This window comes from Klebsiella sp. 141198, from assembly GCF_050600785.1.
Taxonomy (GTDB): domain Bacteria; phylum Pseudomonadota; class Gammaproteobacteria; order Enterobacterales; family Enterobacteriaceae; genus Klebsiella; species Klebsiella aerogenes.
In genome coordinates, this window is the sequence record NZ_JAQIRM010000004.1 from 409168 (window position 1) to 432091 (window position 22924).

Consider the following 22924-nt stretch of genomic DNA (forward strand, 5'->3'; position numbering starts at 1 on the left):
TCAACACGAGAACCCATACGACGCCATGAGCGACGACAATTCACACAGTAGTGACACAGTAAACAGCAAAAAGGGATTTTTCTCCCTCTTACTCAGCCAACTTTTCCACGGTGAACCGAAAAACCGTGATGAATTATTGGCGCTGATCCGTGACTCCGGGCAGAACGAGCTTATCGATGAAGATACGCGCGACATGCTCGAAGGGGTAATGGATATCGCCGACCAGCGCGTCCGCGATATTATGATCCCGCGTTCGCAAATGATTACCCTGAAACGCAACCAGACGCTGGACGAATGCCTCGATGTCATCATCGAATCCGCCCACTCGCGTTTCCCGGTCATTAGCGAAGATAAAGATCACATTGAAGGGATTCTGATGGCTAAGGATCTGCTGCCGTTTATGCGCAGCGACGCCGAAGCTTTCAGCATGGAAAAAGTGTTACGCCCGGCGGTTGTCGTGCCTGAAAGCAAGCGGGTTGACCGCATGCTGAAAGAGTTCCGCTCGCAACGTTATCATATGGCGATCGTCATTGACGAGTTCGGCGGCGTCTCCGGCCTGGTAACTATCGAAGATATTCTTGAGCTTATCGTCGGCGAAATCGAAGACGAATACGATGAAGAGGAAGATATCGATTTTCGCCAGCTAAGCCGTCATACCTGGACGGTACGCGCGCTGGCTTCGATTGAAGACTTCAATAAAGCCTACGGTACCCACTTCAGCGATGAAGAGGTCGATACCATCGGCGGACTGGTGATGCAGGCCTTTGGTCATCTCCCGGCCCGCGGCGAGTCGATTGACATTGATGGTTACCAATTCAAGGTCGCAATGGCTGACAGCAGACGTATCATTCAGGTCCATGTAAAGCTTCCTGATGATGCGCCGCAGCCGAAGCTGGAAGACTAATTTAACGGGACGATTAACCTAAATGGTATTTGCCTCTTTACTTGAACGCCAGCGCGTACGTCTGCTGCTGGCGCTGTTATTCGGAGCCAGCGGAACGCTGGCTTTTTCACCTTACGACTTCTGGCCGGCGGCAATTGTCTCGCTGTTTGGCCTGCAGGCGCTCACTCTCAACCGTCGCCCGCTACAAAGCGCGTGGATTGGCTACTTCTGGGGGCTGGGGCTATTCGGTACCGGCATCAATTGGGTTTACGTTAGCATCGCGCAGTTCGGCGGCATGCCGGGCCCGGTTAACGTTTTCCTCGTTGCCTTGCTGGCGGCCTATTTATCGCTGTATACCGGTCTGTTCGCCGGGATCCTCGCGCGGCTGTGGCCGAAAACCAACTGGATCCGTCTGGCCATCGCCGCGCCTGTCATCTGGCAAATTACCGAATTTCTCCGCGGCTGGGTGCTGACCGGTTTCCCGTGGCTGCAGTTCGGCTATAGCCAGATTGACGGCCCGCTGAAGGGGCTGGCGCCGGTGATGGGCGTTGAGGCGATAAACTTTCTGTTGATGATGGTCAGCGGCCTGCTGGCGCTGGCAGTCGTACAGCGTCACTGGAAACCGCTGCTGGTGGCGATGGTGCTGTTTGCCCTGCCCTTCCCGCTGCGTTATATCCAGTGGTATCAACTGCTGCCTGAACGGGCGACGGAAGTCTCTTTGGTGCAGGGCGATATTCCGCAGGCGATGAAATGGGATGAAAACCAGCTGGTAAACACCCTGAAAACCTATCTCGATCTCACCCAGCCGCATATGGGTAAATCGCAGCTGATTATCTGGCCGGAGTCGGCGATTCCGGATCTGGAAATCAATCAGCAGCATTTCCTTAGCATGGTTGATGACCTGATGCGGGCAAAAAATAGCTCGTTGATTACCGGTATTGTCGATGCGCGGCTCAATAAACAAAACCGCTACGATACCTACAACACCATCATCACGCTGGGTAAAGATAACCCGTACAGCTACGACTCGAGCAATCGCTATAACAAAAACCATCTGGTGCCGTTCGGCGAATTCGTACCGCTGGAGTCGATTTTACGCCCGCTGGCGCCGTTCTTCGATTTGCCGATGTCCTCGTTCAGCCGCGGACCTTACGTGCAGCCGCAGCTGGTGGCGCATAACCTGAAGCTTACGGCGGCAATTTGCTACGAAATTATTCTCGGCGAACAGGTCCGCGATAATTTCCGCCCGGATACCGATTATCTGCTGACCATCTCCAACGATGCGTGGTTTGGTAAGTCAATTGGCCCATGGCAGCACTTCCAGATGGCGCGGATGCGCGCGCTTGAGCTGGCGCGCCCGCTGCTGCGCAGCACCAACAACGGTATTACCGCCGTTATCGGCCCGCGTGGTGAAATTCAGGACATGATCCCGCAGTTTACCCGCGCGGTGTTGACCACTAAGGTCACGCCAACCACCGGCCTGACGCCGTATGCCCGTACCGGCAACTGGCCGCTGTGGGCGTTAACCGCCCTCTTCGGCTTTGCCGCGCTGGTGATGAGCCTGCGCCAGCGTCGTCGCTAACCTTCTCCGCCGGGCTGCCGCCCGGCCAACTCCCGGCGGCGTTTGTCGCCGGTGACTCTTCCCAGCTTTACGCTCCCTTGCGCCAATCTGGCACGCCCATTGCTTAATTTCCCCCTGTAGACGATTTTGACCGCGGTTGTACCGGGGTTGCACCGAAAGCGTTCGCACTTCGCGCCAGGTTGGTGCAACAACCCATTTTTGCCCACAAATGGTGCGGAGCACTTCGCAAAAATAAACAATAAAGCATCAAAATCTTTACATTAAGCCAAACTAAATGCTAACAAGCTCATACAAATACTGCACTTTAAGATTGCAGACGATTCCCGAAAGCGCCGCCTTACCGCAGTGCCGGCAGGAATAACAACACATACACACAATCACAATGGGTATCACTAGCGTCCCTGGCGTTAAAGATAAGGAGTTGGATATGCAATTACGTAAACTGGCCGCCGCAATGCTGGTCATGGGAGTGACCGCCGGTCTGGCGCACGCTGAAGATGCCGCCCCGGCCGCAGGTCAGAGCACGCTGGATAAAATCGCCAAAAACGGGGTGATCGTCGTCGGCCACCGCGAATCGTCAGTACCATTCTCCTATTACGATAACCAACAAAAAGTGGTGGGTTACTCTCAGGATTACTCCAACGCTATCGTTGAAGCCATCAAGAAAAAGCTGAACAAACCCGACCTGCAGGTGAAACTGATTCCAGTCACCTCGCAGAACCGCATCCCGCTGCTGCAGAACGGCACTTATGATTTCGAGTGTGGTTCCACCACCAACAACCTTGAGCGTCAGAAGCAGGCCGCCTTCTCCGATACCATTTTCGTCGTCGGCACTCGTCTGCTGGTGAAAAAAGGCGGCCCGATTAAAGACTTCCCGGATCTGAAAGACAAAGCGGTAGTCGTTACTTCCGGTACCACCTCGGAAGTGCTGCTGCATAAGCTGAACGACGAGAAGAAAATGAACATGCGCATCATCAGCGCGAAAGATCACGGCGACTCCTTCCGCACTCTGGAAAGCGGCCGCGCGGTAGCCTTTATGATGGACGATGCCCTGCTGGCCGGCGAGCGCGCAAAAGCGAAGAAACCGGATAACTGGGAAATCGTCGGTACGCCGCAGTCAAAAGAGGCTTATGGCTGCATGCTGCGTAAAGATGACGCATCGTTCAAAACGCTGGTCGATGACACCGTCGCCCAGGCGCAGACCTCCGGCGAAGCGGCAAAATGGTTCGACACGTGGTTCAAGAACCCGATTCCGCCGAAAAATCTGAACCTGAACTTCGAACTGTCAGAAGACATGAAGGCGCTGTTCAAATCACCGAATGACAAAGCTCTTAACTAATTAAAAAAACAGGGGCTCGACTAAGTAGCCCTCCCGATTGTTGCCTTCGCACGGACAGACTATACGGTGGCTGGTCGTTCCCCAGCCGCCGCGAATACCGAAACAAGCAGGGCAACAATCTTCGAGGGTAGCGCTGCTACCCTTTTTTTTCTGGAGTTTATTTATGTCAATAGACTGGAACTGGGGAATATTCCTACAACCCGCCCCGTTCGGCAACACGACTTACTTAGGCTGGTTATGGAGCGGCTTTCAGGTTACCGTCGCGCTGTCGATTAGCGCCTGGATTATCGCTTTCCTTGTCGGCTCGCTGTTCGGCATTCTGCGTACCGTCCCTAACCGCTGGTTAGCCGGGATCGGCACCTGCTACGTCGAGCTGTTTCGCAACGTTCCACTGATCGTACAGTTTTTCACCTGGTACCTTGTTATTCCGGAATTTCTGCCGGAAAACATCGGCATGTGGTTTAAGTCAGAGCTGGATCCCAATATCCAGTTCTTTGTCTCCTCAATGCTGTGCCTCGGGCTGTTTACCGCTGCCCGCGTCTGCGAACAGGTTCGCGCCGCGATACAGTCTCTGCCGCGCGGGCAAAAAAATGCCGGCCTGGCGATGGGGCTGACCCTGCCGCAAACCTATCGCTACGTGCTGCTGCCGAACGCCTATCGCGTTATCGTGCCGCCGATGACCTCGGAAATGATGAACCTGGTAAAAAACTCGGCCATCGCTTCTACCATCGGCCTGGCGGATATGGCGGCGCAGGCCGGCAAGCTGCTGGATTACTCTGCCCACGCCTGGGAATCCTTTACCGCGATCACCCTCGCCTATGTCTTCATCAACGCCGTCATTATGCTGGTGATGTACGTGGTTGAACGTAAAGTTCGTCTGCCGGGCAATATGGGAGGCAAATAATGTACGATTTTGACTGGAGTTCAATTGTCCCTTCCATGCCCTACCTGCTGGCAGGATTGGTCATTACGCTGAAAATCACCGTCACGGCGATTATATTCGGTATCGTCTGGGGTACGATTCTGGCGGTGATGCGCCTGTCGAGCTTCCTGCCGCTGGCGTGGTTCGCCAAGACCTACGTTAACGTTTTCCGCTCGATTCCGCTGGTGATGGTGCTGCTGTGGTTCTATCTGATTGTTCCCGGCTTCCTGCAAAACGTGCTGGGACTGTCGCCGAAAACCGATATTCGCCTGATTTCGGCGATGGTGGCATTTTCAATGTTTGAAGCGGCCTACTATTCGGAAATTATTCGCGCCGGGATCCAGAGTATTTCCCGCGGTCAGTCGAGCGCCGCGCTGGCGCTGGGGATGACCCACTGGCAATCGATGAAGCTGGTGATTCTGCCGCAGGCCTTCCGCGCAATGGTCCCGCTGCTGTTAACCCAAGGTATCGTCCTGTTTCAGGATACCTCGCTGGTGTATGTCCTGAGCCTGGCCGATTTCTTCCGTACCGCTTCCACTATCGGCGAACGCGACGGAACCCAAGTGGAAATGATCCTGTTCGCAGGCGCCGTTTATTTTGTATTTAGTCTCAGCGCATCGCTGTTGGTCAGCTGGTTGAAGAAAAGGACTGTGTAATGATTACCCTGAAAAATATTTCGAAATGGTATGGTCACTTTCAGGTGCTGACCGATTGCTCCACCGAAGTGAAAAAAGGCGAAGTGGTGGTAGTTTGCGGGCCGTCTGGCTCCGGTAAATCGACGCTGATTAAAACCGTTAACGGCCTTGAGCCGGTGCAGCAAGGCGAAATTATCGTTGATGGCACTCAGGTTAACGATAAGAAAACCAATCTTGCTAAACTGCGTTCCCGCGTCGGTATGGTATTCCAGCACTTTGAACTGTTCCCGCACCTGTCGATCATCGACAACCTGACGCTGGCGCAAATTAAGGTTCTCAATCGCGATAAAGAATCTTCGCGTAAAAAGGGACTTAAGCTGCTGGAACGCGTGGGTCTGGCGGCGCATGCGGAAAAATATCCGGCGCAGCTCTCCGGCGGCCAGCAGCAGCGTGTCGCGATCGCCCGCGCGCTGTGCATGGATCCGATTGCGATGCTGTTCGATGAGCCGACTTCAGCGCTTGACCCGGAGATGATCAACGAAGTGCTGGATGTCATGGTTGAGTTGGCTAACGAAGGTATGACTATGATGGTGGTGACGCACGAAATGGGCTTTGCCCGTAAAGTAGCCAACCGGGTCATCTTTATGGATGAAGGTAAAATTGTCGAAGATGTCGATAAAGAAGCCTTCTTTGCCAACCCACAATCAGAACGCGCTAAAGATTTCCTTGCCAAAATCCTGCACTAAAATCCCAGCGCGCACGTCATGTGCGCGCTTTCTTCCCCTGCGGTATTTGCATACATATATTAGTGGTTTATTTTAAGCTTCCTTCTATCAGGCAAATAAATAATTCAACCTCCTCGCCTAATAATTCACATTCTAAATTAGTTTAATTCATATAAAATTCAGTTTCCTTCGCATGGCTAAGCGTTACCGCCACCGCTAACATACCCCCCTTTAAAAACGACCTCAGGAAATACGTCTCTACATAACATTATCAACAATAAAAATAATATTTTTATAGATGACCCTATGGGCTTAATTACGCCACGCCTTGAGCGCGCTTAAACAACGGCATACACACTCAATGAAACAAATGGATCTTGCTTCATGTTTAATAAACACAATCTGCTTCACGCTCTACTAATTTTATTATTATGCCAGCATCAGGCTATTGCCAACACCATTGCCTCGGCCACAACGAATCAAAACGAGCAGGATAAAGCGCGTCAGGCGGCGCTGACGCCACAGCATCAGGCCGCCCAGGCTTCACAAATTAATACCGACCGGCAAACGCTCACCTTTCCGGAGGAAGAAAACTGCAGGCTCATCAATAATATTTATATCGATTCTGCCGAGCCGAAGCTCACTCATCAGCTTCTGGACAACCTTACAGCTCAGGCTCTGCATCGTTGTCTGGGGATTAACGGCATTCAGCATCTCGCCATGGCATTACAAAATGAGTTAATCGCCCGGGGTTATATCACTTCATTGGTGACCATCCCGGAACAATCATTGGCGGAAGGGACATTAAGGCTCGAGCTGGCTTATGGCAAAATCGGTGAAATACTCTGGTCAACCGCAAGTGAGCAAACCACCAGCATCTGGAACAATATCCCCGCCAGCAAGGGAGATATTCTGCGCCTCTCCGATCTCGAACAGGGGATGGAAAACCTGCGTCGCCTGCCGGGAAGCTCAGCGAATATGCAAATATTGCCGGGACAGCGAGAGGCGGAAAGCAATCTGCAGCTTACGCGGCGTCTGGATAAAAAGTGGCAGGTCGGCGCCTGGATGGATGATGCCGGCAGCCGCGCCAGCGGCCGCTATCAGGCCGGCGGCGCGCTCTATCTTTATGATATCACCACGCTCAACGATATATTCTATGTCTCCGGCGGCGGCGATATTGAATTTAATCAGCATAATGACGGCAACCAGAATGGGAGTCTGTATTATTCGATCCCTTTCGGCTACTGGGCATTAAGTCTTTACGGTTCGCAGAGTCAATATAGGCAATTGTTCAAAGGCGCCTGGTCGCAAACGGACTATAAAAGTAAAAACCGCTACTACAGCGCGACGCTGTCGCGGCTCCTGTCACATACTCGTCAACAGCAAACGTCGCTGGATTTACGCATCGCCAAAAGCTCATCACATTACTACTTTGGCGGAGAGGAGCTCGGGGTGATGCGCAAACAGAACCCGACATGGGAGCTGACGCTCCGCCAACAACGCTACTTCGATAAAAAAGTCGTCGCCGCCAGCCTGGGGCTGCAACGCCGCCTTCCGTGGCTAAGCTCCGTCGCCACGCCCGAAGAAAAAGCGGGCCTGTTCAGTAAGCGTTCACGTGTCGTACATGCCGATTTACAGGCTTTGATGAAATTCGATGTAACCGGCGATAAATTTAGTTACGCACCGCATGTTAATGCGCAATATAGCCCGGACATCCTCTCTTCGGACAACCAATTTAATATTGGCAACCGCTGGACGGTCCGTGGATTTGATGGCGAATATACTCTCTCCGGCAATCAGGGCTGGTACTGGAGTAATGATTTCATCTGGGATATCGCCGGCCCGGAACAGCAATTTTATTTAGGATTAGATATTGGTCGTATTATTGGCAGTGAACAATATCGGCAAGGAAAAGTTATTTCAGGTGCGGTTAGCGGATTACGTGGCAAGCTATTGTTCACACAATATGATCTTTTTATCGGCACGCCGCTAAGTAAACCGGATAACTTTCAGAGCGACTCACTTAATCTGGGCTTCGCATTGAAATGGAAGTATTAAAACCCACGTATTATCAATCATATTTAAAGGAATAAATTCATGTTTAAGTTTAAATTAACCTATGTTGCGTTAGCAGCGGCGTTAAGTTCTACGATAGCGTACGCCGACCCAACGACTTACACCCATCTGTCAGGAGCAACGGTTGTAGATATTGAAGCCCCTAACGCCTCCGGCGTCTCGCACAATCTGTATCGCGAATTTAACGTAGGTAGCAATGGATTAATACTCAACAACAGCGACAGCGATATCAATCACGCGACTTTTGGCAATATTGCTAAAAACAATAATCTGACCAACGGCGGCGCATCGGTGATCCTCAATGAAGTCACTTCAAATAAAGCCAGTTCCCTGAATGGTTTTATTGAGGTCGCCGGACTAAAAGCCGATGTCGTGATTGCCAACCCCAATGGCATTACCTGCTCTGGTTGTAGTTTCGTTAATACCAACAAGGCGGTATTAACCACAGGCCAGGTCAATATGACCGATGAAGGCGCTATCGGCAGCTATACCATCACCGATGGCAAAATTACTATTGGCGAAAAGGGCATGGATGCCACCACCAGCTATGCCGCATTGCTGGCTGATGCCGTCGCCATCAATGGCATGGTCAACGCAGGTAACGCCACGGTCGGCGGCGGTAACTTCACCTTCGACAACAGCACGGGCGCCATGACTAGCGCAGGTAAAAGCGCTACCGTCCTGCAAATGATAAGCCCGGTATACAGCATTGATATCAGTAGCCTGGGCGGCATTAAAGCCAACAGTATCAGTATGGTCGGCAACAATTTGGGCTTTGGCGTGCGTAACAAAGGGTCAATCACCGCCAACTCGACGCTTTCTATCACCAACAATGGATTACTGACCAACGATGGCTCCATCGCCAGCAATGGCCTTCTCACCAGCATCGCCGCCTCCGGTAACTTCACGAATAACGGTACGCTGACGACTAAAAACTTGACGAAAATCACCACATACGGCGCACTCACTAACGGCAGTAAGGGCAGTATCAGTTCCACTAAACAATTAATTCTGAGTGCCGCAGGCAATTTACAGAACAGCGGAACGATTAGCGCGACGTCCAGCCTGGTGGCCGCCAGCAACGGGGCAATAACCAACAACGCCGGCGCGAAAATCACCTCGGATGCGCAGATTACCGCTACCTCGCTAGGTAATTTCACCAATGCCGGTACGATTAACGGTAAAAACGTCGCGCTGAATTTTATTGGTACTAATTTTAAAAATACCGGAACCATCGCCGCGACCAGTAATGTCGCCGTGAAATCGTTAAATCAGGACAGCACCCTCAACACCGGTGAGATTTACAACTTAGGCAGTATTAGCGGCGCAAATATCGATATGCAAACCGACGGCACGTTGGCGCAGAGCACTGACGGCAAAATGACAGCAACAGACGCTTTTACCGCCCATAGCTATTGGTTGAATAATAATGGCGCGATAAAGGCGGCGACTATCACTACCGATCATGGTCCGGTCAACAATACGGGATCCATAAAAGGTGACACCATTTCAATCACATCCAGATTTGATATCGTAAATGAAGGCACCATCTTCAGCACCGGCGATCTGCTGCTGGATACGCAGAATAAAGCGAATATTTACAATTACTATTTACTGCAGGCGAACGGCACCTTAACCATGACGGCTAAAAAGGTAGTTAACGGCGGTCGCGGCTGCGGCTGGTTAAAATTGAGTACCTGCGACGTCGGCACTATCTATGCCGACAAGATGATCCTCAACTCCTCATACAAATACGCCAGCGAGATGGGCGGATATCAATACTTTAAGATTGCGGAAATCAATACCGTTCTGTAATGACTCAGCGATGCGCAGCGCAATGCGCATCGCTGCTTTAGCGTTTACGGCTCAAATGGCTGCCGCTGGAACTGGTCATGCCCGCATTTCGGGCAGCGCGGCAGCACATCCGGGGTGTATACCGCCAGATGGTAGTGGCACTTTTCACACACCAGGTTGCCAAGGCCCACCACTTCTCCGCTGTGATAGACGCCATGGTGGTTCAAATCCTGGAATACCTCGCGCCATTCAAGCTGCGTTTTATCCGTAATATCAGCAAGCTCCTGCCACAGGCTCTCTTTGATCACCCGCATAAAGACGCTGTCGCTATCATCTTCATGGCTCTCTTCGTAGCTGCGGGCGAACTCTTCTAAATCGCGCTTTACCGCCGCGATCAGTGATTCAACCTCGCTCTGCGTCAGATCGCCGGCCTGGACTATCTTCTCCCTCGCCTGCTTCACCAGCGCGTCAATGTCACGCTCTCCATTGCGCAGCCGTTCACTGAGCGAGGAGACCAGTTCCCGGTAATATTGAGCAACCTTGTTCATCATTTCGCCTCCGGTGTGATTAACTGCTTCTAATAATAGACGTTATCAGCGGTTTGCATTGCCAGCCGCGCCACAGAGTCGCGAAAAATTCTACGTCGCTTTTGCCGATGTTAATGTGCGAAAGGCTGTTTTGACGTGGACGTTTGGGCTATGCTATGCCGATCTGAAACAACACATCCATTGGCTACATTTTGTAGCTGTATTGAAAACAGGACCACTGGCTGCCATGCAAGAGCAATACCGCCCGGAAGAGATAGAATCGAAAGTCCAGCTTCACTGGGACGAAAATCGTACATTTGAAGTAACTGAAGACGAGAGCAAAGAGAAGTATTACTGCCTGTCGATGCTTCCTTATCCTTCTGGTCGACTACACATGGGTCACGTGCGTAACTACACCATCGGCGACGTCATCGCGCGCTATCAGCGCATGCTGGGCAAAAACGTCCTGCAGCCGATCGGATGGGATGCGTTTGGTCTGCCTGCGGAAGGCGCAGCGGTGAAAAACAACACCGCGCCGGCTCCGTGGACTTACGACAACATCGCTTACATGAAAAACCAGCTGAAAAAGCTGGGCTTCGGCTATGACTGGAGCCGTGAAATTGCGACCTGCACCCCGGAATACTACCGCTGGGAGCAAAAATTCTTCACCGAGCTGTATAAAAAAGGCCTGGTATACAAGAAAACCTCCGCGGTCAACTGGTGCCCGAACGATCAGACCGTGCTGGCTAACGAACAGGTTATCGACGGCTGCTGCTGGCGCTGCGACACCAAAGTTGAGCGCAAAGAGATCCCGCAGTGGTTTATTAAAATCACCGCCTACGCCGACGAACTGCTCAACGATCTGGATAATCTGGATCACTGGCCTGACACCGTTAAGACCATGCAGCGCAACTGGATCGGCCGCTCTGAAGGGGTAGAAATCTCCTTTGACGTCAACGACTACGCCGATAAGCTGACTGTCTACACCACCCGCCCGGATACCTTCATGGGCTGCACCTACCTGGCGGTCGCTGCGGGTCACCCGCTGGCGCAGCAGGCTGCGGCTAATAATCCGGCGCTGGCCGCCTTTATCGACGAATGCCGTAACACCAAAGTTGCCGAAGCTGACATGGCGACAATGGAGAAAAAAGGCGTCGACACCGGCTTTAAAGCTATTCACCCGCTGACCGGCGAAGCCATCCCGGTATGGGCGGCGAACTTCGTGCTGATGGAGTACGGCACCGGCGCGGTGATGGCCGTTCCGGGTCACGACCAGCGTGACTACGAGTTTGCCAGCAAATACGGCCTGAACATCAAGCCGGTAATCCTCGCCGCCGACGGTTCTGAACCGGATCTCTCAGAGCAGGCCCTGACCGAGAAAGGCGTGCTGTTCAACTCCGGCGAATTTAGCGGCCTGGATTACGAAGCGGGCTTCAACGCCATCGCCGACAAACTGGCCGCGATGGGCGTTGGCGAGCGCAAAGTGAATTACCGCCTGCGCGACTGGGGGGTTTCCCGCCAGCGTTACTGGGGCGCGCCAATTCCGATGGTGACCCTGGAAGACGGTACCGTGATGCCGACGCCGGAAGATCAGCTGCCGGTTATCCTGCCGGAAGACGTGGTTATGGACGGCATCACCAGCCCGATCAAAGCCGATCCTGAGTGGGCGAAAACCACCGTTAACGGCATGCCGGCGCTGCGTGAAACCGACACCTTTGACACCTTTATGGAGTCTTCCTGGTACTACGCTCGCTATACCTGCCCGCAGTACGATAAAGGCATGCTGGATCCGAATGCCGCGAACTACTGGCTGCCGGTGGATATCTATATCGGCGGTATCGAACACGCCATTATGCACCTGCTCTATTTCCGCTTCTTCCACAAGCTGATGCGCGATGCCGGTATGGTGAACTCCGATGAGCCAGCCAAACAGCTGCTGTGCCAGGGCATGGTACTGGCCGATGCGTTCTACTACGTCGGCGAAAACGGCGAGCGTAACTGGGTATCACCGATTGACGCCACCGTTGAGCGTGATGAAAAAGGCCGCATCGTCAAAGCCTTCGATCCGCAGGGTCGTGAGCTGGTGTACACCGGCATGAGCAAAATGTCCAAGTCGAAGAACAACGGTATCGACCCGCAGGTTATGGTTGAACGTTATGGCGCGGATACCGTACGTCTGTTCATGATGTTCGCGTCTCCGGCTGAAATGACCCTGGAGTGGCAGGAATCCGGCGTAGAGGGTGCAAACCGCTTCCTGAAACGCGTCTGGAAACTGGTTTACGAGCATACCTCTCAGGGTCCGGCTGTCGCCCTGGACATGGCAAGCCTCAGCGAAGATCAGCAAGCGCTGCGTCGCGACGTGCACAAAACGATTGCCAAAGTGACCGATGACATCGGCCGCCGTCAGACCTTCAATACCGCCATTGCCGCGGTGATGGAGCTGATGAACAAACTGGCGAAAGCGCCGCAGGAAGGCGAACAGGATCGCGCGCTGATGCGTGAGGCTCTGCTGGCCGTGGTACGTATGCTCAACCCGTTCACCCCGCATGCCTGCTTCACCTTGTGGCAAGAACTGGGCGGCGAAGGCGATATCGATAATGCGCCGTGGCCGGTAGCGGACGAAAGTGCAATGGTTGAAAACACGACTCTGGTCGTCGTCCAGGTAAACGGTAAAGTTCGTGGTAAAATTACCGTTGCGGTAGATGCAACCGAAGAGCAGGTTCGTGAACGTGCAGGCCAGGAACATCTGGTCGCAAAATACCTTGAAGGCGTGACCGTACGTAAAGTGATTTACGTTCCGGGCAAACTGCTCAATCTGGTCGTTGGCTAAGCGCGGGAGGAAGCGTGCGATATCTGGCAACAATGCTGTTATCTCTGGCGGTGTTAATCACCGCCGGTTGCGGCTGGCATCTGCGTAGCAATACGCAGGTTCCAACCACAATGAAAACTATGATTTTCCAGTCAAGCGATCCGAATGGTCCGTTAAGCCGTGCGGTACGCAATCAGCTGCGTCTGAATGGCGTCGAGCTGATCGATGCCGATACGCTGCGTAAGGACGTTCCGTCCCTGCGTCTGGGTAACTCATCCATTCAGAAAGATACGGCATCCATTTTCCAGGATGGTCGTACTGCTGAATACCAGATGGTGCTGACCGTTAACGCCACCGTATTGATACCGGGTCATGACATTTACCCAATCAATACCAAGGTTTATCGTTCGTTCTTCGATAACCCGCAGGCGGCGCTGGCGAAAGATGCCGAGCAGGACATGATTGTTCGAGAGATGTACGACAAGGCCGCGGAACAACTGATCCGCAAATTGCCGAGCGTGCATGTTGCGGATGTCGAAGCCACCAAAGAGGCTGAGCAGCCGGTGTCTGGAACCCCGGCCACCTCGACCTCTGGCAACCGCGTCTCCACTACGCTGGGTAACTGATGATTCGGTTGTACCCGGAACAACTCCGCGCGCAGCTCACTGAAGGGCTGCGCGCGGCGTATTTATTGCTTGGTAGCGATCCATTGCTGTTACAGGAAAGCCAGGATGCGATCCGCGAAGCCGCGGCCGCTCAGGGCTTTACCGAACATCACACCGCGACCATCGATGCCAGCACCGACTGGCCCGCCCTTTTCTCTTTAAGTCAGGCGCTGAGCCTCTTTTCCAGTCGCCAGACGCTTCTGCTTATTCTGCCGGAAAACGGCCCGAATGCGGCGATTAACGAACAGCTTGCCACGCTGGTCGGTATGCTGCATGAAGATTTGCTGCTGATTGTCCGCGGCAACAAGCTTACCAAAGCCCAGGAAAATGCAGCATGGGTGACCGCGCTTGCCAGTCGCGCCGTACAGGTCAGCTGCCAGACGCCGGAATATGCGCAGCTACCGCGCTGGCTGGCCGCCCGCGCTAAACAGAACAAGCTGCAATTAGATGACGCCGCCAGCCAGCTGCTGTGCTACTGCTATGAAGGTAACCTGCTGGCGTTAGCGCAGGCGCTGGAGCGGCTCTCGCTGCTGTGGCCTGACGGCAAGCTGACGTTGCCTCGCGTTGAACAGGCGGTGAATGATGCCGCCCACTTCACGCCGTATCACTGGGTCGATGCCCTGCTGGCCGGCAAAAGCAAGCGCGTACTGCACGTCCTGCAGCAGTTGAGGCTTGAGGGCTGCGAACCCGCCATTTTGTTGCGTACGTTGCAGCGCGAACTGCTGCTGCTGGTGAACCTGAAGCGCCAGTCGGCACATACGCCGCTACGCACGTTGTTTGATAAACACCGGGTCTGGCAGAACCGCCGTCAACTGGTTGGCGACGCGCTCACGCGCCTCAGCGCCGAGCAACTACGCCAGGCCGTCACGTTATTAACCCGCGCCGAGCTCACCTTCAAACAAGATTATGGCCAGTCAATATGGCCCGAGCTGGAAAGTCTTTCGTTACTGCTCTGCCATAAAGCGCTGGCAGACGTTTTCATTGATAGTTGATATGACTCAGTTGCAGGCGATGTACGGCGGCACCTTCGATCCGGTGCATTATGGCCACCTGAAGCCGGTAGAAATTCTGGCTAACCAGATCGGTCTTAACCGGGTGATTATCGTCCCCAATAATGTCCCGCCGCATCGTCCGCAGCCGGAGGCCACCAGCGCCCAGCGCGTACATATGCTCGAGCTGGCGATTGCGGATAAACCGCTGTTTGTCCTCGACGAGCGCGAGCTGCGACGCGATACCCTCTCATGGACGGCGCAAACGTTGCAGGAGTGGCGGCAGGAACAGGGTCCCGAGCGGCCGCTGGCGTTTATCATCGGCCAGGATTCGCTGCTGACCTTCCCCACCTGGCATAACTACGCCACGATCCTCGATAACGCCCATCTGATCGTCTGCCGCCGCCCGGGATATCCACTGGCGATGAAGCGTGAAGAAGATCAGCAATGGCTCGATAAACATCTCACCCACGACGTCGAGCAGTTACATAACCGCCCCGCCGGAGCTATCTATCTGGCGGAAACCCCGTGGTTCGATATTTCCGCTACGCTGATTCGCCAGCGTCTGCAGCAGGGCGTCTCCTGCGCCGATATGCTGCCTGCAGCCGTGCTGGACTACATTCACCAGCAGAAGCTCTATTGCTGAGAACCCGCTACGGGGATATCGTTACGCTACGCGAGTTCCACGGAGTGCATCATGAAATTATGGCTGGTTCGCCACGGCGAAACGCAGGCTAATGTCGACGGACTGTATAGCGGTCATGCCCCAACCCCTCTTACCGAACGCGGGATCCAGCAGGCTCGCTCGCTGGGTGACTATCTGCGGGCGGTGCCTTTCGAGCTGGTATTGTGCAGCGAGCTGGAGAGAACCCAGCATACCGCCGACTTATTGCTCGCTGGACGGCCAATCCCACGGCAAGTGATTCCTTCGTTGAATGAGATGTTTTTTGGTGATTGGGAAATGCGCCACCATCGCGATCTGCAACAAGATGACCCGCAGAACTACGCCGCCTGGTGCAAAGACTGGCAACATGCTGCGCCGACCAACGGCGAAAGTTTCCAGGCCTTCGCGCAGCGTATCGCGGCTTTTACCGCCACCCTCGGGCAATATCAGCAGCGGGATAATCTATTGATCGTCGGCCACCAGGGCGCTTTAAGCCTGTTAATCGCACTTTTATTGCAGATGCCTGCGGCAGCAATGTGGCATTTTCCCCTCGCCCACGGTAGCTGGAGCCTTATCGAACGGCGCCACGATTTTACTACCCTGCGGGTATTAAATAGCCAGGCGCGGTGGCGCGCGGAATAAGAATTAATCGTCGCCCATTGACAGCCAAATGCAGGCTGTTATTCTCCGCAGCCAGGCTACACCCGCTATACGCATCTTGCAGAAATTGTTTTACAAAAATGGCGATGCATTCGTCGGCAAGGGATGGGATGATAGCCCGCTTTCAAGGGCTGAAAGCTGACTTTTCTCCCGACATTGCCATGACTTCGGGTATACTGTCAGGCTCGTTATTGTTATCACTCTTCACGCACCCAGGGGGAACACTTGCAGGGTAAAGCACTCCAGGATTTTGTTATCGACAAAATTGATGACCTGAAAGGTCAGGACATCGTCGCCATTGATGTACATGGCAAATCCAGCATCACCGATTGCATGATTATTTGCACCGGCACGTCTACGCGCCACGTGATGTCCATCGCCGACCATGTGGTGCAGGAATCCCGCGCCGCCGGGATGCTGCCGCTGGGCGTTGAAGGTGAAGCCGCCGCCGACTGGATCGTGGTCGATCTGGGAGACGTGATGGTTCACGTCATGCAGGAAGAGAGCCGTCGTCTGTACGAGCTGGAAAAACTCTGGAGTTAATGCGTGAAGCTACAATTGGTGGCCGTTGGCACCAAAATGCCGGACTGGGTTCAGACCGGCTTTAGCGAATATCTGCGCCGTTTTCCAAAAGATATGCCGTTCGAACTGGTAGAGATCCCTGCCGGTAAGCGCGGAAAAAATGCCGATATCAAACGCATCCTCGAAAAAGAGGGCGAAATGATGCTGGCGGCCGCAGGCAAGAACCGTATCGTGACCCTGGATATTCCCGGTAAGCCGTGGGATACGCCGCAGCTGGCGCGAGAACTGGAACGCTGGAAGCAGGATGGCCGGGACGTCAGTTTACTCATTGGCGGCCCGGAAGGTCTCTCTCCGGCCTGCAAAGCGGCAGCGGAACAGAGTTGGTCGCTTTCCACGCTCACGTTGCCTCACCCGTTAGTTCGCGTGCTGGTCGCTGAGAGCCTGTATCGTGCGTGGAGCATTACGACTAACCACCCTTACCACCGTGAGTAATGATGACCTGGGTAGACTAAGCAGCGAATGAAATTACAGAATTCTTTCCGCGACTATACGGCTGAATCCTCGCTGTTTGTACGCCGGGCGCTGGTCGCTTTTACGGGCATTTTGTTGCTTACCGGCGTGCTGATTGCCAACCTCTACAACGTACAGATTGTCCGTTTCAACGACTATCAAACGCGTTCCAATGAAAACCGCATTAAGCTGGTCCCTATTCCGCCCAGCCGCGGCATTATCTACGATCGCAACGGCACGCCGCTGGCGCTGAACCGCACCATCTATCAGCTAGAGATGATGCCGGAAAAAGTCGATAACGTGCAGCAGACGCTGGATGCGCTGCGCGACGTCGTCGACCTGACCGACGACGATATCGCCGGCTTTAAAAAAGAGCGCGCGCGCTCTCACCGCTTCACCTCGATTCCGGTGAAGGTCAATCTTAATGAAGTCCAGGTGGCGCGCTTCGCCGTAAACCAGTACCGCTTTCCCGGCGTCGAAGTCAAAGGCTACAAGCGCCGCTACTATCCCTATAACTCCGCCCTGACCCACGTTATCGGCTACGTTTCTAAAATCAACGATAAAGACGTCGATCGCCTGGATAAAGAGGGCAAGCTGGCCAACTACGCATCGACCCATGACATCGGTAAGCTTGGAATCGAGCGCTATTATGAAGACGTGCTGCACGGGCAAACCGGTTATGAAGAGGTTGAAGTCAACAACCGCGGCCGCGTTATTCGCCAGCTTAAAGAAGTGCCGCCGCAGGCCGGACGCGATATCTACCTAACCCTTGATTTGAAGCTGCAGCAGTATATCGAAACGCTGCTGGCGGGCAGCCGCGCGGCGGTAGTGGTCACCGACCCGCGCAGCGGCGCGATTCTGGCGCTGGTTTCAACCCCGAGCTACGATCCCAATCTGTTTGTTGATGGTATCTCCAGCAAAGATTATTCCGGACTACTCAACGATCCGAATACCCCGCTGGTTAACCGCGCGACGCAGGGGGTTTATCCACCTGCATCGACGGTGAAACCCTACGTCGCCGTCTCAGCCTTGAGCGCCGGCGTGATTACGCGCAACACCAGTCTCTTCGACCCCGGCTGGTGGCAGTTGCCTGGTTCGGAAAAACGCTATCGCGACTGGAAAAAATGGGGCCACGGACACCTGAACGTCACCAAAGCGCTGGAAGAGTCCGCGGATACCTATTTCTATCAAGTCGCCTATGATATGGGCATCGATCGCCTTTCCGAATGGATGAGTAAGTTTGGCTACGGCGACTACACTGGCGTTGACCTGGCGGAAGAACGCTCCGGCAACATGCCCACTCGCGAATGGAAGCTCAAGCGCTTTAAGAAACCCTGGTATCAGGGTGATACCATCCCGGTCGGTATCGGCCAGGGCTACTGGACCGCTACGCCGATTCAGATGAACAAAGCGCTGATGATCCTGATAAACGACGGCGTGGTCAAAGTGCCCCATCTTCTGCAAAGCACTCTCGAAGACGGTAAACAGGTACCGTGGGTACAGCCGCATGAACCGCCGGTCGGCGATATTCATTCCGGCTATTGGGAAATCGCTAAAGACGGCATGTACGGCGTTGCTAACCGCGGCAACGGTACCGCGCACAAATACTTTGCCAGCGCGCCGTATAAGATTGCGGCGAAGTCCGGTACCGCGCAGGTATTCGGCCTGAAAGCCAACGAAACCTATAACGCGCACCGAATTTCCGAACGTCTGCGTGACCACAAACTCATGACGGCGTTTGCGCCTTACAACAACCCCCAGGTCGCGGTGGCGATGATCCTGGAGAATGGCGGCGCCGGCCCGGCGGTCGGTACTATTATGCGCCAGATCCTCGATCACATCATGCTGGGTGATAACAACACCAATCTGCCGAGTGAAAGCCCGGCGGTGACGGCGGGGGAGGATCAATAATGACCGATAATCCGAACAAAAAATCACTATGGGATAAAATCCATCTGGACCCCACGATGCTGCTCATCCTGCTGGCGCTGCTCACCTACAGCGCGCTGGTTATCTGGAGCGCCAGCGGCCAGGATGTGGGAATGATGGAGCGCAAAATCGGCCAAATCGCCATGGGCGTGGTGATTATGATCGTGATGGCGCAGATCCCGCCGCGGGTATACGAGGGCTGGGCGCCCTACCTCTATATTTTCTGTATTATTTTACTGGTTGCCGTAGATGCCTTCGGCGCCATCTCCAAAGGCGCGCAGCGCTGGTTGGATCTCGGTATTGTGCGCTTTCAGCCCTCGGAGATTGCCAAAATAGCCGTGCCGCTGATGGTGGCGCGGTTTATTAACCGCGATGTCTGTCCGCCGTCATTGAAGAATACCGCTATCGCGCTGGTCCTGATCTTCCTGCCGACCCTGCTGGTTGCGGCGCAGCCAGACCTCGGCACCTCGATTTTGATCGCCCTCTCCGGCCTGTTTGTTCTGTTCCTCTCCGGCCTCAGCTGGCGCTTGATCGGTATTGCGGTCGTGCTGGTCGCCGCCTTTATTCCGATTTTATGGTTCTTCCTGATGCACGACTACCAGCGTCAGCGCGTGATGATGCTGCTCGACCCGGAGACCGATCCGCTGGGCGCGGGCTATCATATTATTCAGTCGAAAATCGCTATTGGTTCCGGCGGATTACGCGGTAAAGGATGGTTGCATGGTACTCAGTCGCAGCTCGAATTCCTGCCGGAGCGCCATACTGACTTTATCTTCGCCGTGTTGGCGGAAGAGCTGGGTCTTATCGGGGTGTTGATCCTGCTGGCATTGTACATTTTGCTTATCATGCGCGGACTGTGGATCGCCGCCCAGGCGCAAACCACCTTTGGCCGCGTCATGGCGGGCGGTTTAATGTTGATTTTATTCGTTTATGTCTTCGTAAATATTGGTATGGTAAGTGGTATTTTGCCGGTGGTGGGGGTACCTTTGCCGCTGGTCAGCTACGGGGGCTCAGCCCTGATCGTATTGATGGCCGGGTTTGGTATCGTGATGTCGATCCATACCCACAGAAAAATGTTGTCGAAAAGCGTTTAAGGGGTTCGCAATGCGTAAGCAATGGCTGGGGATCTGCATAGCAGCAGGGCTGCTGGCGGCATGTTCGGGTGAAGACGTTCAGCAGAAGACGGTTAGCGTCCCGCAGCCGGCCGTCTGTAATGGTCCGACGGTAGAAATTAGCGGCGCCGATCCGCGTTTCGAAACGCTGAACGCCACGGCCAATCAGGATTATGAGCGCGACGGCAAAAGCTATAAAATCGTTCAGGATCCGGCTAACTTCACCCAGACCGGTCTGGCGGCAATTTATGATGCCGAACCGAACAGCAATCTGACCGCCTCTGGCGAAGCGTTCGATCCAACTCAGCTCACCGCCGCGCATCCAACCTTGCCCATCCCGAGCTACGCGCGTATCACGAACCTGGCCAACGGCCGGATGATCGTGGTGCGCATTAACGATCGCGGCCCGTACGGCAATGATCGGGTCATTTCCCTGTCCCGCGCGTCCGCCGACCGCCTGAATACCTCGAACAATACTAAAGTTCGTATCGATCCTATTATCGTCTCTCAGGACGGCGCTTTGTCGGGCCCGGGTATGGCGTGTACCACCGTCGCCAAACAAACCTATGCCCTGCCTTCACGGCCAAACCTTGATGGCGATGGTTCCGCGGCCATCGCCCCGGCCGACCAATCAAACGTTCACGCCATCAGCAACTCAACGCTTAAGCCTGAGGATAACGTGGGCGCGCCGGTCAGCAATAGTGGATTCCTTGGCGCGCCGACGCCGCTGAATAATGGCGTGCTGGAAAGCAGCGAACCTGCTGCTGCGCCTGCCGCCGTCGCCGCGACGCCGACAGCACCCAGCGCTCCAGTCACCGCGCCGGGCTCGATTCAGGGGAGCGTTGCGCCTGCCGCGGCCGCAGCAGCAACCGCGACTGTTGCCGCGCCAAGCGCCAGCGCCAGCACCAGCGGCGAGTTCGTCGTGCAGGTCGGCGCCGTTAGCGACCAGGCTCGCGCCCAGCAATATCAGCAGCGCTTGAGCCAGCAGTTCGCCGTTCCGGGCCGAGTGATGCAAAATGGCGCCGTGTGGCGAATCCAATTGGGTCCATTTACCAGTAAGTCGCAAGCGTCGACGGTACAGCAGCGCCTGCAAAACGAAGCGCAGCTGCAATCATTTATTACTCGCGCCAACTAAACGTAACGCCGCGGTATCTCCCGCCGCCGCATATGTAAAAGTCGTTAACAAAGTCATATGCAATGTCGGATGCCGCTGCGAAACGCATTTGTTATAGTAAGGCACTTTTTTTAATTTCATCACGGATGCCGTTGTTCTAACCATGAAGACCTCTTTCACCGCTCGTTTACTCGTTACGGCCCTCTCCGTTGCGGCACTGTCTACCGCTGCCCGCGCCGATGACCTGAATATGAAAACCATGATCCCAGGCGCTCCGCAGATCGATGCTGAATCCTGGGTTCTTATCGATTACAACTCAGGTAAAGTGCTGGCGGAAAACAACGCCGACGCCCGTCGCGATCCGGCGAGCCTGACCAAAATGATGACCAGCTATGTCATTGGCCAGGCCATGAAGGCGGGCAAATTCAAAGAATCCGATCTGGTCACCGTAGGTAACGACGCGTGGGCAACCGGTAACCCGGTGTTTAAAGGTTCTTCCCTGATGTTCCTGAAACCGGGCATGCAGGTGCCGGTTTCTCAGCTGATCCGCGGCATCAACCTGCAATCCGGTAACGATGCCTGCGTGGCGATGGCCGACTACGTTGCCGGCAGCCAGGACGCGTTTGTCAGCCTGATGAACAATTACGTTAACGCGTTGGGCCTGAAAAACACCCACTTCCAGACCGTTCACGGCCTGGATGCCGACGGTCAGTACAGCTCCGCGCGTGACATGGCGCTGATCGGCCAGGCGCTGATCCGCGACGTACCGAATGAGTATTCCATCTACCGTGAGAAAGAGTTCACCTTTAACGGTATTCGCCAGCTGAACCGTAACGGTCTGCTGTGGGATAACAGCCTCAACGTCGATGGCATTAAAACCGGCCATACCGATAAAGCCGGCTACAACCTGGTTGCCTCTGCTACCGAAGGCCAGATGCGCCTGATCTCCGCGGTCATGGGCGGGCGTACCTACAAAGGGCGTGAGTCCGAGAGCAAGAAACTGCTGACCTGGGGCTTCCGCTTCTTTGAAACCGTCAACCCTATTAAAGCAGGTAAAGAGTTCGCCTCTGAACCGGCCTGGTTCGGCGATAGCGATCGCGCCTCTCTGGGCGTAGATAAAGACGTCTATCTGACTATCCCGCGCGGCCGTATGAAAGATCTGAAAGCCAGCTATGTGTTGAATAACACCGAGCTGCACGCGCCGCTGCAGAAAAACCAGGTGGTCGGTACCATCAACTTCCAGTTAGATGGCAAAACTATCGATCAGCGTCCGTTAGTGGTGCTGCAGGAAATTCCGGAAGGTAATTTCTTCGGCAAAATCATTGATTACATTAAGTTAATGTTCCATCACTGGTTTGGTTAAAAATTGAACACTTGAAAGTGTGATTTCTATCCCCATATACTATTCATCAAAGAAACCTGATAACTCCCACATTACGTGGGAGTTATTATTTTAGTCGTCACACC

At 54.2% G+C, this 22924-nt stretch carries 20 protein-coding genes; 19 read left to right on the forward strand and 1 reads right to left on the reverse strand.

Translation table 11 applies throughout. The features are described from left to right. Positions 1 to 25: 25 nt before the first annotated feature. The 8 genes from corC to PGR10_RS15905 all read left to right on the forward strand — a co-directional run bounded on the left by corC (position 26) and on the right by PGR10_RS15905 (position 9977). Positions 26 to 904: a CNNM family magnesium/cobalt transport protein CorC gene (gene corC, locus PGR10_RS15870; RefSeq protein WP_015704743.1), complete on the forward strand. Its 879-nt coding sequence runs from the start codon at positions 26 to 28 to the stop codon at positions 902 to 904. Between the two features lie 22 nt (positions 905 to 926). Then, the gene (gene lnt / locus PGR10_RS15875; RefSeq protein ID WP_308957912.1) at positions 927 to 2465 is read left to right on the forward strand and encodes an apolipoprotein N-acyltransferase; all 1539 of its coding nucleotides are present in this window, start codon (positions 927 to 929) and stop codon (positions 2463 to 2465) included. A gap of 427 nt (positions 2466 to 2892) precedes the next feature. Next, positions 2893 to 3804: an amino acid ABC transporter substrate-binding protein gene (locus tag PGR10_RS15880; RefSeq protein WP_087860235.1), complete on the forward strand. Its 912-nt coding sequence runs from the start codon at positions 2893 to 2895 to the stop codon at positions 3802 to 3804. A gap of 163 nt (positions 3805 to 3967) precedes the next feature. Continuing rightward, the gene (locus PGR10_RS15885; RefSeq protein WP_087860236.1) at positions 3968 to 4708 is read left to right on the forward strand and encodes an amino acid ABC transporter permease; all 741 of its coding nucleotides are present in this window, start codon (positions 3968 to 3970) and stop codon (positions 4706 to 4708) included. Continuing rightward, complete coding sequence (gene gltK, locus PGR10_RS15890; protein WP_045381494.1) at positions 4708 to 5382, forward strand: glutamate/aspartate ABC transporter permease GltK; 675 nt, start codon at positions 4708 to 4710, stop codon at positions 5380 to 5382. The genes PGR10_RS15885 and gltK overlap by 1 nt, the downstream gene beginning before the upstream one ends. Beyond that, positions 5382 to 6107, forward strand: a complete 726-nt coding sequence (locus tag PGR10_RS15895; RefSeq protein ID WP_015367722.1) for an amino acid ABC transporter ATP-binding protein — start codon at positions 5382 to 5384, stop codon at positions 6105 to 6107. The genes gltK and PGR10_RS15895 overlap by 1 nt, the downstream gene beginning before the upstream one ends. 363 nt (positions 6108 to 6470) lie before the next feature. Next, a complete protein-coding gene (locus PGR10_RS15900) occupies positions 6471 to 8144 on the forward strand; it encodes a ShlB/FhaC/HecB family hemolysin secretion/activation protein (RefSeq protein ID WP_213317392.1) in 1674 nt (557 codons plus the stop codon). Between the two features lie 39 nt (positions 8145 to 8183). After that, entirely contained in the window at positions 8184 to 9977 is a 1794-nt protein-coding gene (locus tag PGR10_RS15905) for a filamentous hemagglutinin N-terminal domain-containing protein (RefSeq protein ID WP_430923756.1), read from the forward strand. Between the two features lie 44 nt (positions 9978 to 10021). On the opposite strand, the gene PGR10_RS15910 is transcribed toward PGR10_RS15905, so the two are convergent. After that, entirely contained in the window at positions 10022 to 10504 is a 483-nt protein-coding gene (locus tag PGR10_RS15910; protein WP_430923861.1) for a zinc ribbon-containing protein, read from the reverse strand. 226 nt (positions 10505 to 10730) lie between these two features. Here PGR10_RS15910 and leuS point away from each other — a divergent pair, with 226 nt between their 5' ends. The 11 genes from leuS (at position 10731) to dacA (ending at position 22820) form a co-directional block, all read left to right on the forward strand. Further along, entirely contained in the window at positions 10731 to 13313 is a 2583-nt protein-coding gene (gene leuS / locus PGR10_RS15915; protein ID WP_430923757.1) for a leucine--tRNA ligase, read from the forward strand. Between the two features lie 14 nt (positions 13314 to 13327). Continuing rightward, on the forward strand, positions 13328 to 13918 hold the full coding sequence (lptE, locus tag PGR10_RS15920) for an LPS assembly lipoprotein LptE (RefSeq protein WP_087860239.1): 591 nt from the start codon (positions 13328 to 13330) through the stop codon (positions 13916 to 13918). Then, complete coding sequence (gene holA / locus PGR10_RS15925; protein ID WP_430923758.1) at positions 13918 to 14949, forward strand: DNA polymerase III subunit delta; 1032 nt, start codon at positions 13918 to 13920, stop codon at positions 14947 to 14949. Before lptE ends, holA begins: the two co-directional genes overlap by 1 nt. Further along, complete coding sequence (gene nadD, locus PGR10_RS15930; RefSeq protein WP_162750181.1) at positions 14942 to 15592, forward strand: nicotinate-nucleotide adenylyltransferase; 651 nt, start codon at positions 14942 to 14944, stop codon at positions 15590 to 15592. Before holA ends, nadD begins: the two co-directional genes overlap by 8 nt. A 51-nt stretch (positions 15593 to 15643) precedes the next feature. Continuing rightward, complete coding sequence (locus PGR10_RS15935) at positions 15644 to 16252, forward strand: adenosylcobalamin/alpha-ribazole phosphatase (RefSeq protein ID WP_430923759.1); 609 nt, start codon at positions 15644 to 15646, stop codon at positions 16250 to 16252. A 243-nt stretch (positions 16253 to 16495) separates the two neighbouring features. Further along, positions 16496 to 16813: a ribosome silencing factor gene (rsfS, locus tag PGR10_RS15940; protein WP_002894623.1), complete on the forward strand. Its 318-nt coding sequence runs from the start codon at positions 16496 to 16498 to the stop codon at positions 16811 to 16813. Positions 16814 to 16816: 3 nt separating this feature from the next. Further along, complete coding sequence (gene rlmH, locus PGR10_RS15945; RefSeq protein ID WP_015367732.1) at positions 16817 to 17284, forward strand: 23S rRNA (pseudouridine(1915)-N(3))-methyltransferase RlmH; 468 nt, start codon at positions 16817 to 16819, stop codon at positions 17282 to 17284. 27 nt (positions 17285 to 17311) lie between these two features. Next, the gene (gene mrdA / locus PGR10_RS15950) at positions 17312 to 19213 is read left to right on the forward strand and encodes a peptidoglycan DD-transpeptidase MrdA (RefSeq protein WP_015367733.1); all 1902 of its coding nucleotides are present in this window, start codon (positions 17312 to 17314) and stop codon (positions 19211 to 19213) included. Next, positions 19213 to 20325 carry a peptidoglycan glycosyltransferase MrdB gene (gene mrdB / locus PGR10_RS15955; protein WP_008805635.1) on the forward strand — a complete coding sequence of 371 codons (1113 nt, stop codon included), beginning with the start codon at positions 19213 to 19215 and terminating at the stop codon, positions 20323 to 20325. The genes mrdA and mrdB overlap by 1 nt, the downstream gene beginning before the upstream one ends. A gap of 10 nt (positions 20326 to 20335) precedes the next feature. After that, a complete protein-coding gene (gene rlpA, locus PGR10_RS15960; protein WP_430923760.1) occupies positions 20336 to 21478 on the forward strand; it encodes an endolytic peptidoglycan transglycosylase RlpA in 1143 nt (380 codons plus the stop codon). A gap of 142 nt (positions 21479 to 21620) precedes the next feature. After that, the gene (dacA, locus tag PGR10_RS15965; protein ID WP_015367735.1) at positions 21621 to 22820 is read left to right on the forward strand and encodes a D-alanyl-D-alanine carboxypeptidase DacA; all 1200 of its coding nucleotides are present in this window, start codon (positions 21621 to 21623) and stop codon (positions 22818 to 22820) included. The last annotated feature ends 104 nt before the right edge of the window (positions 22821 to 22924 follow it).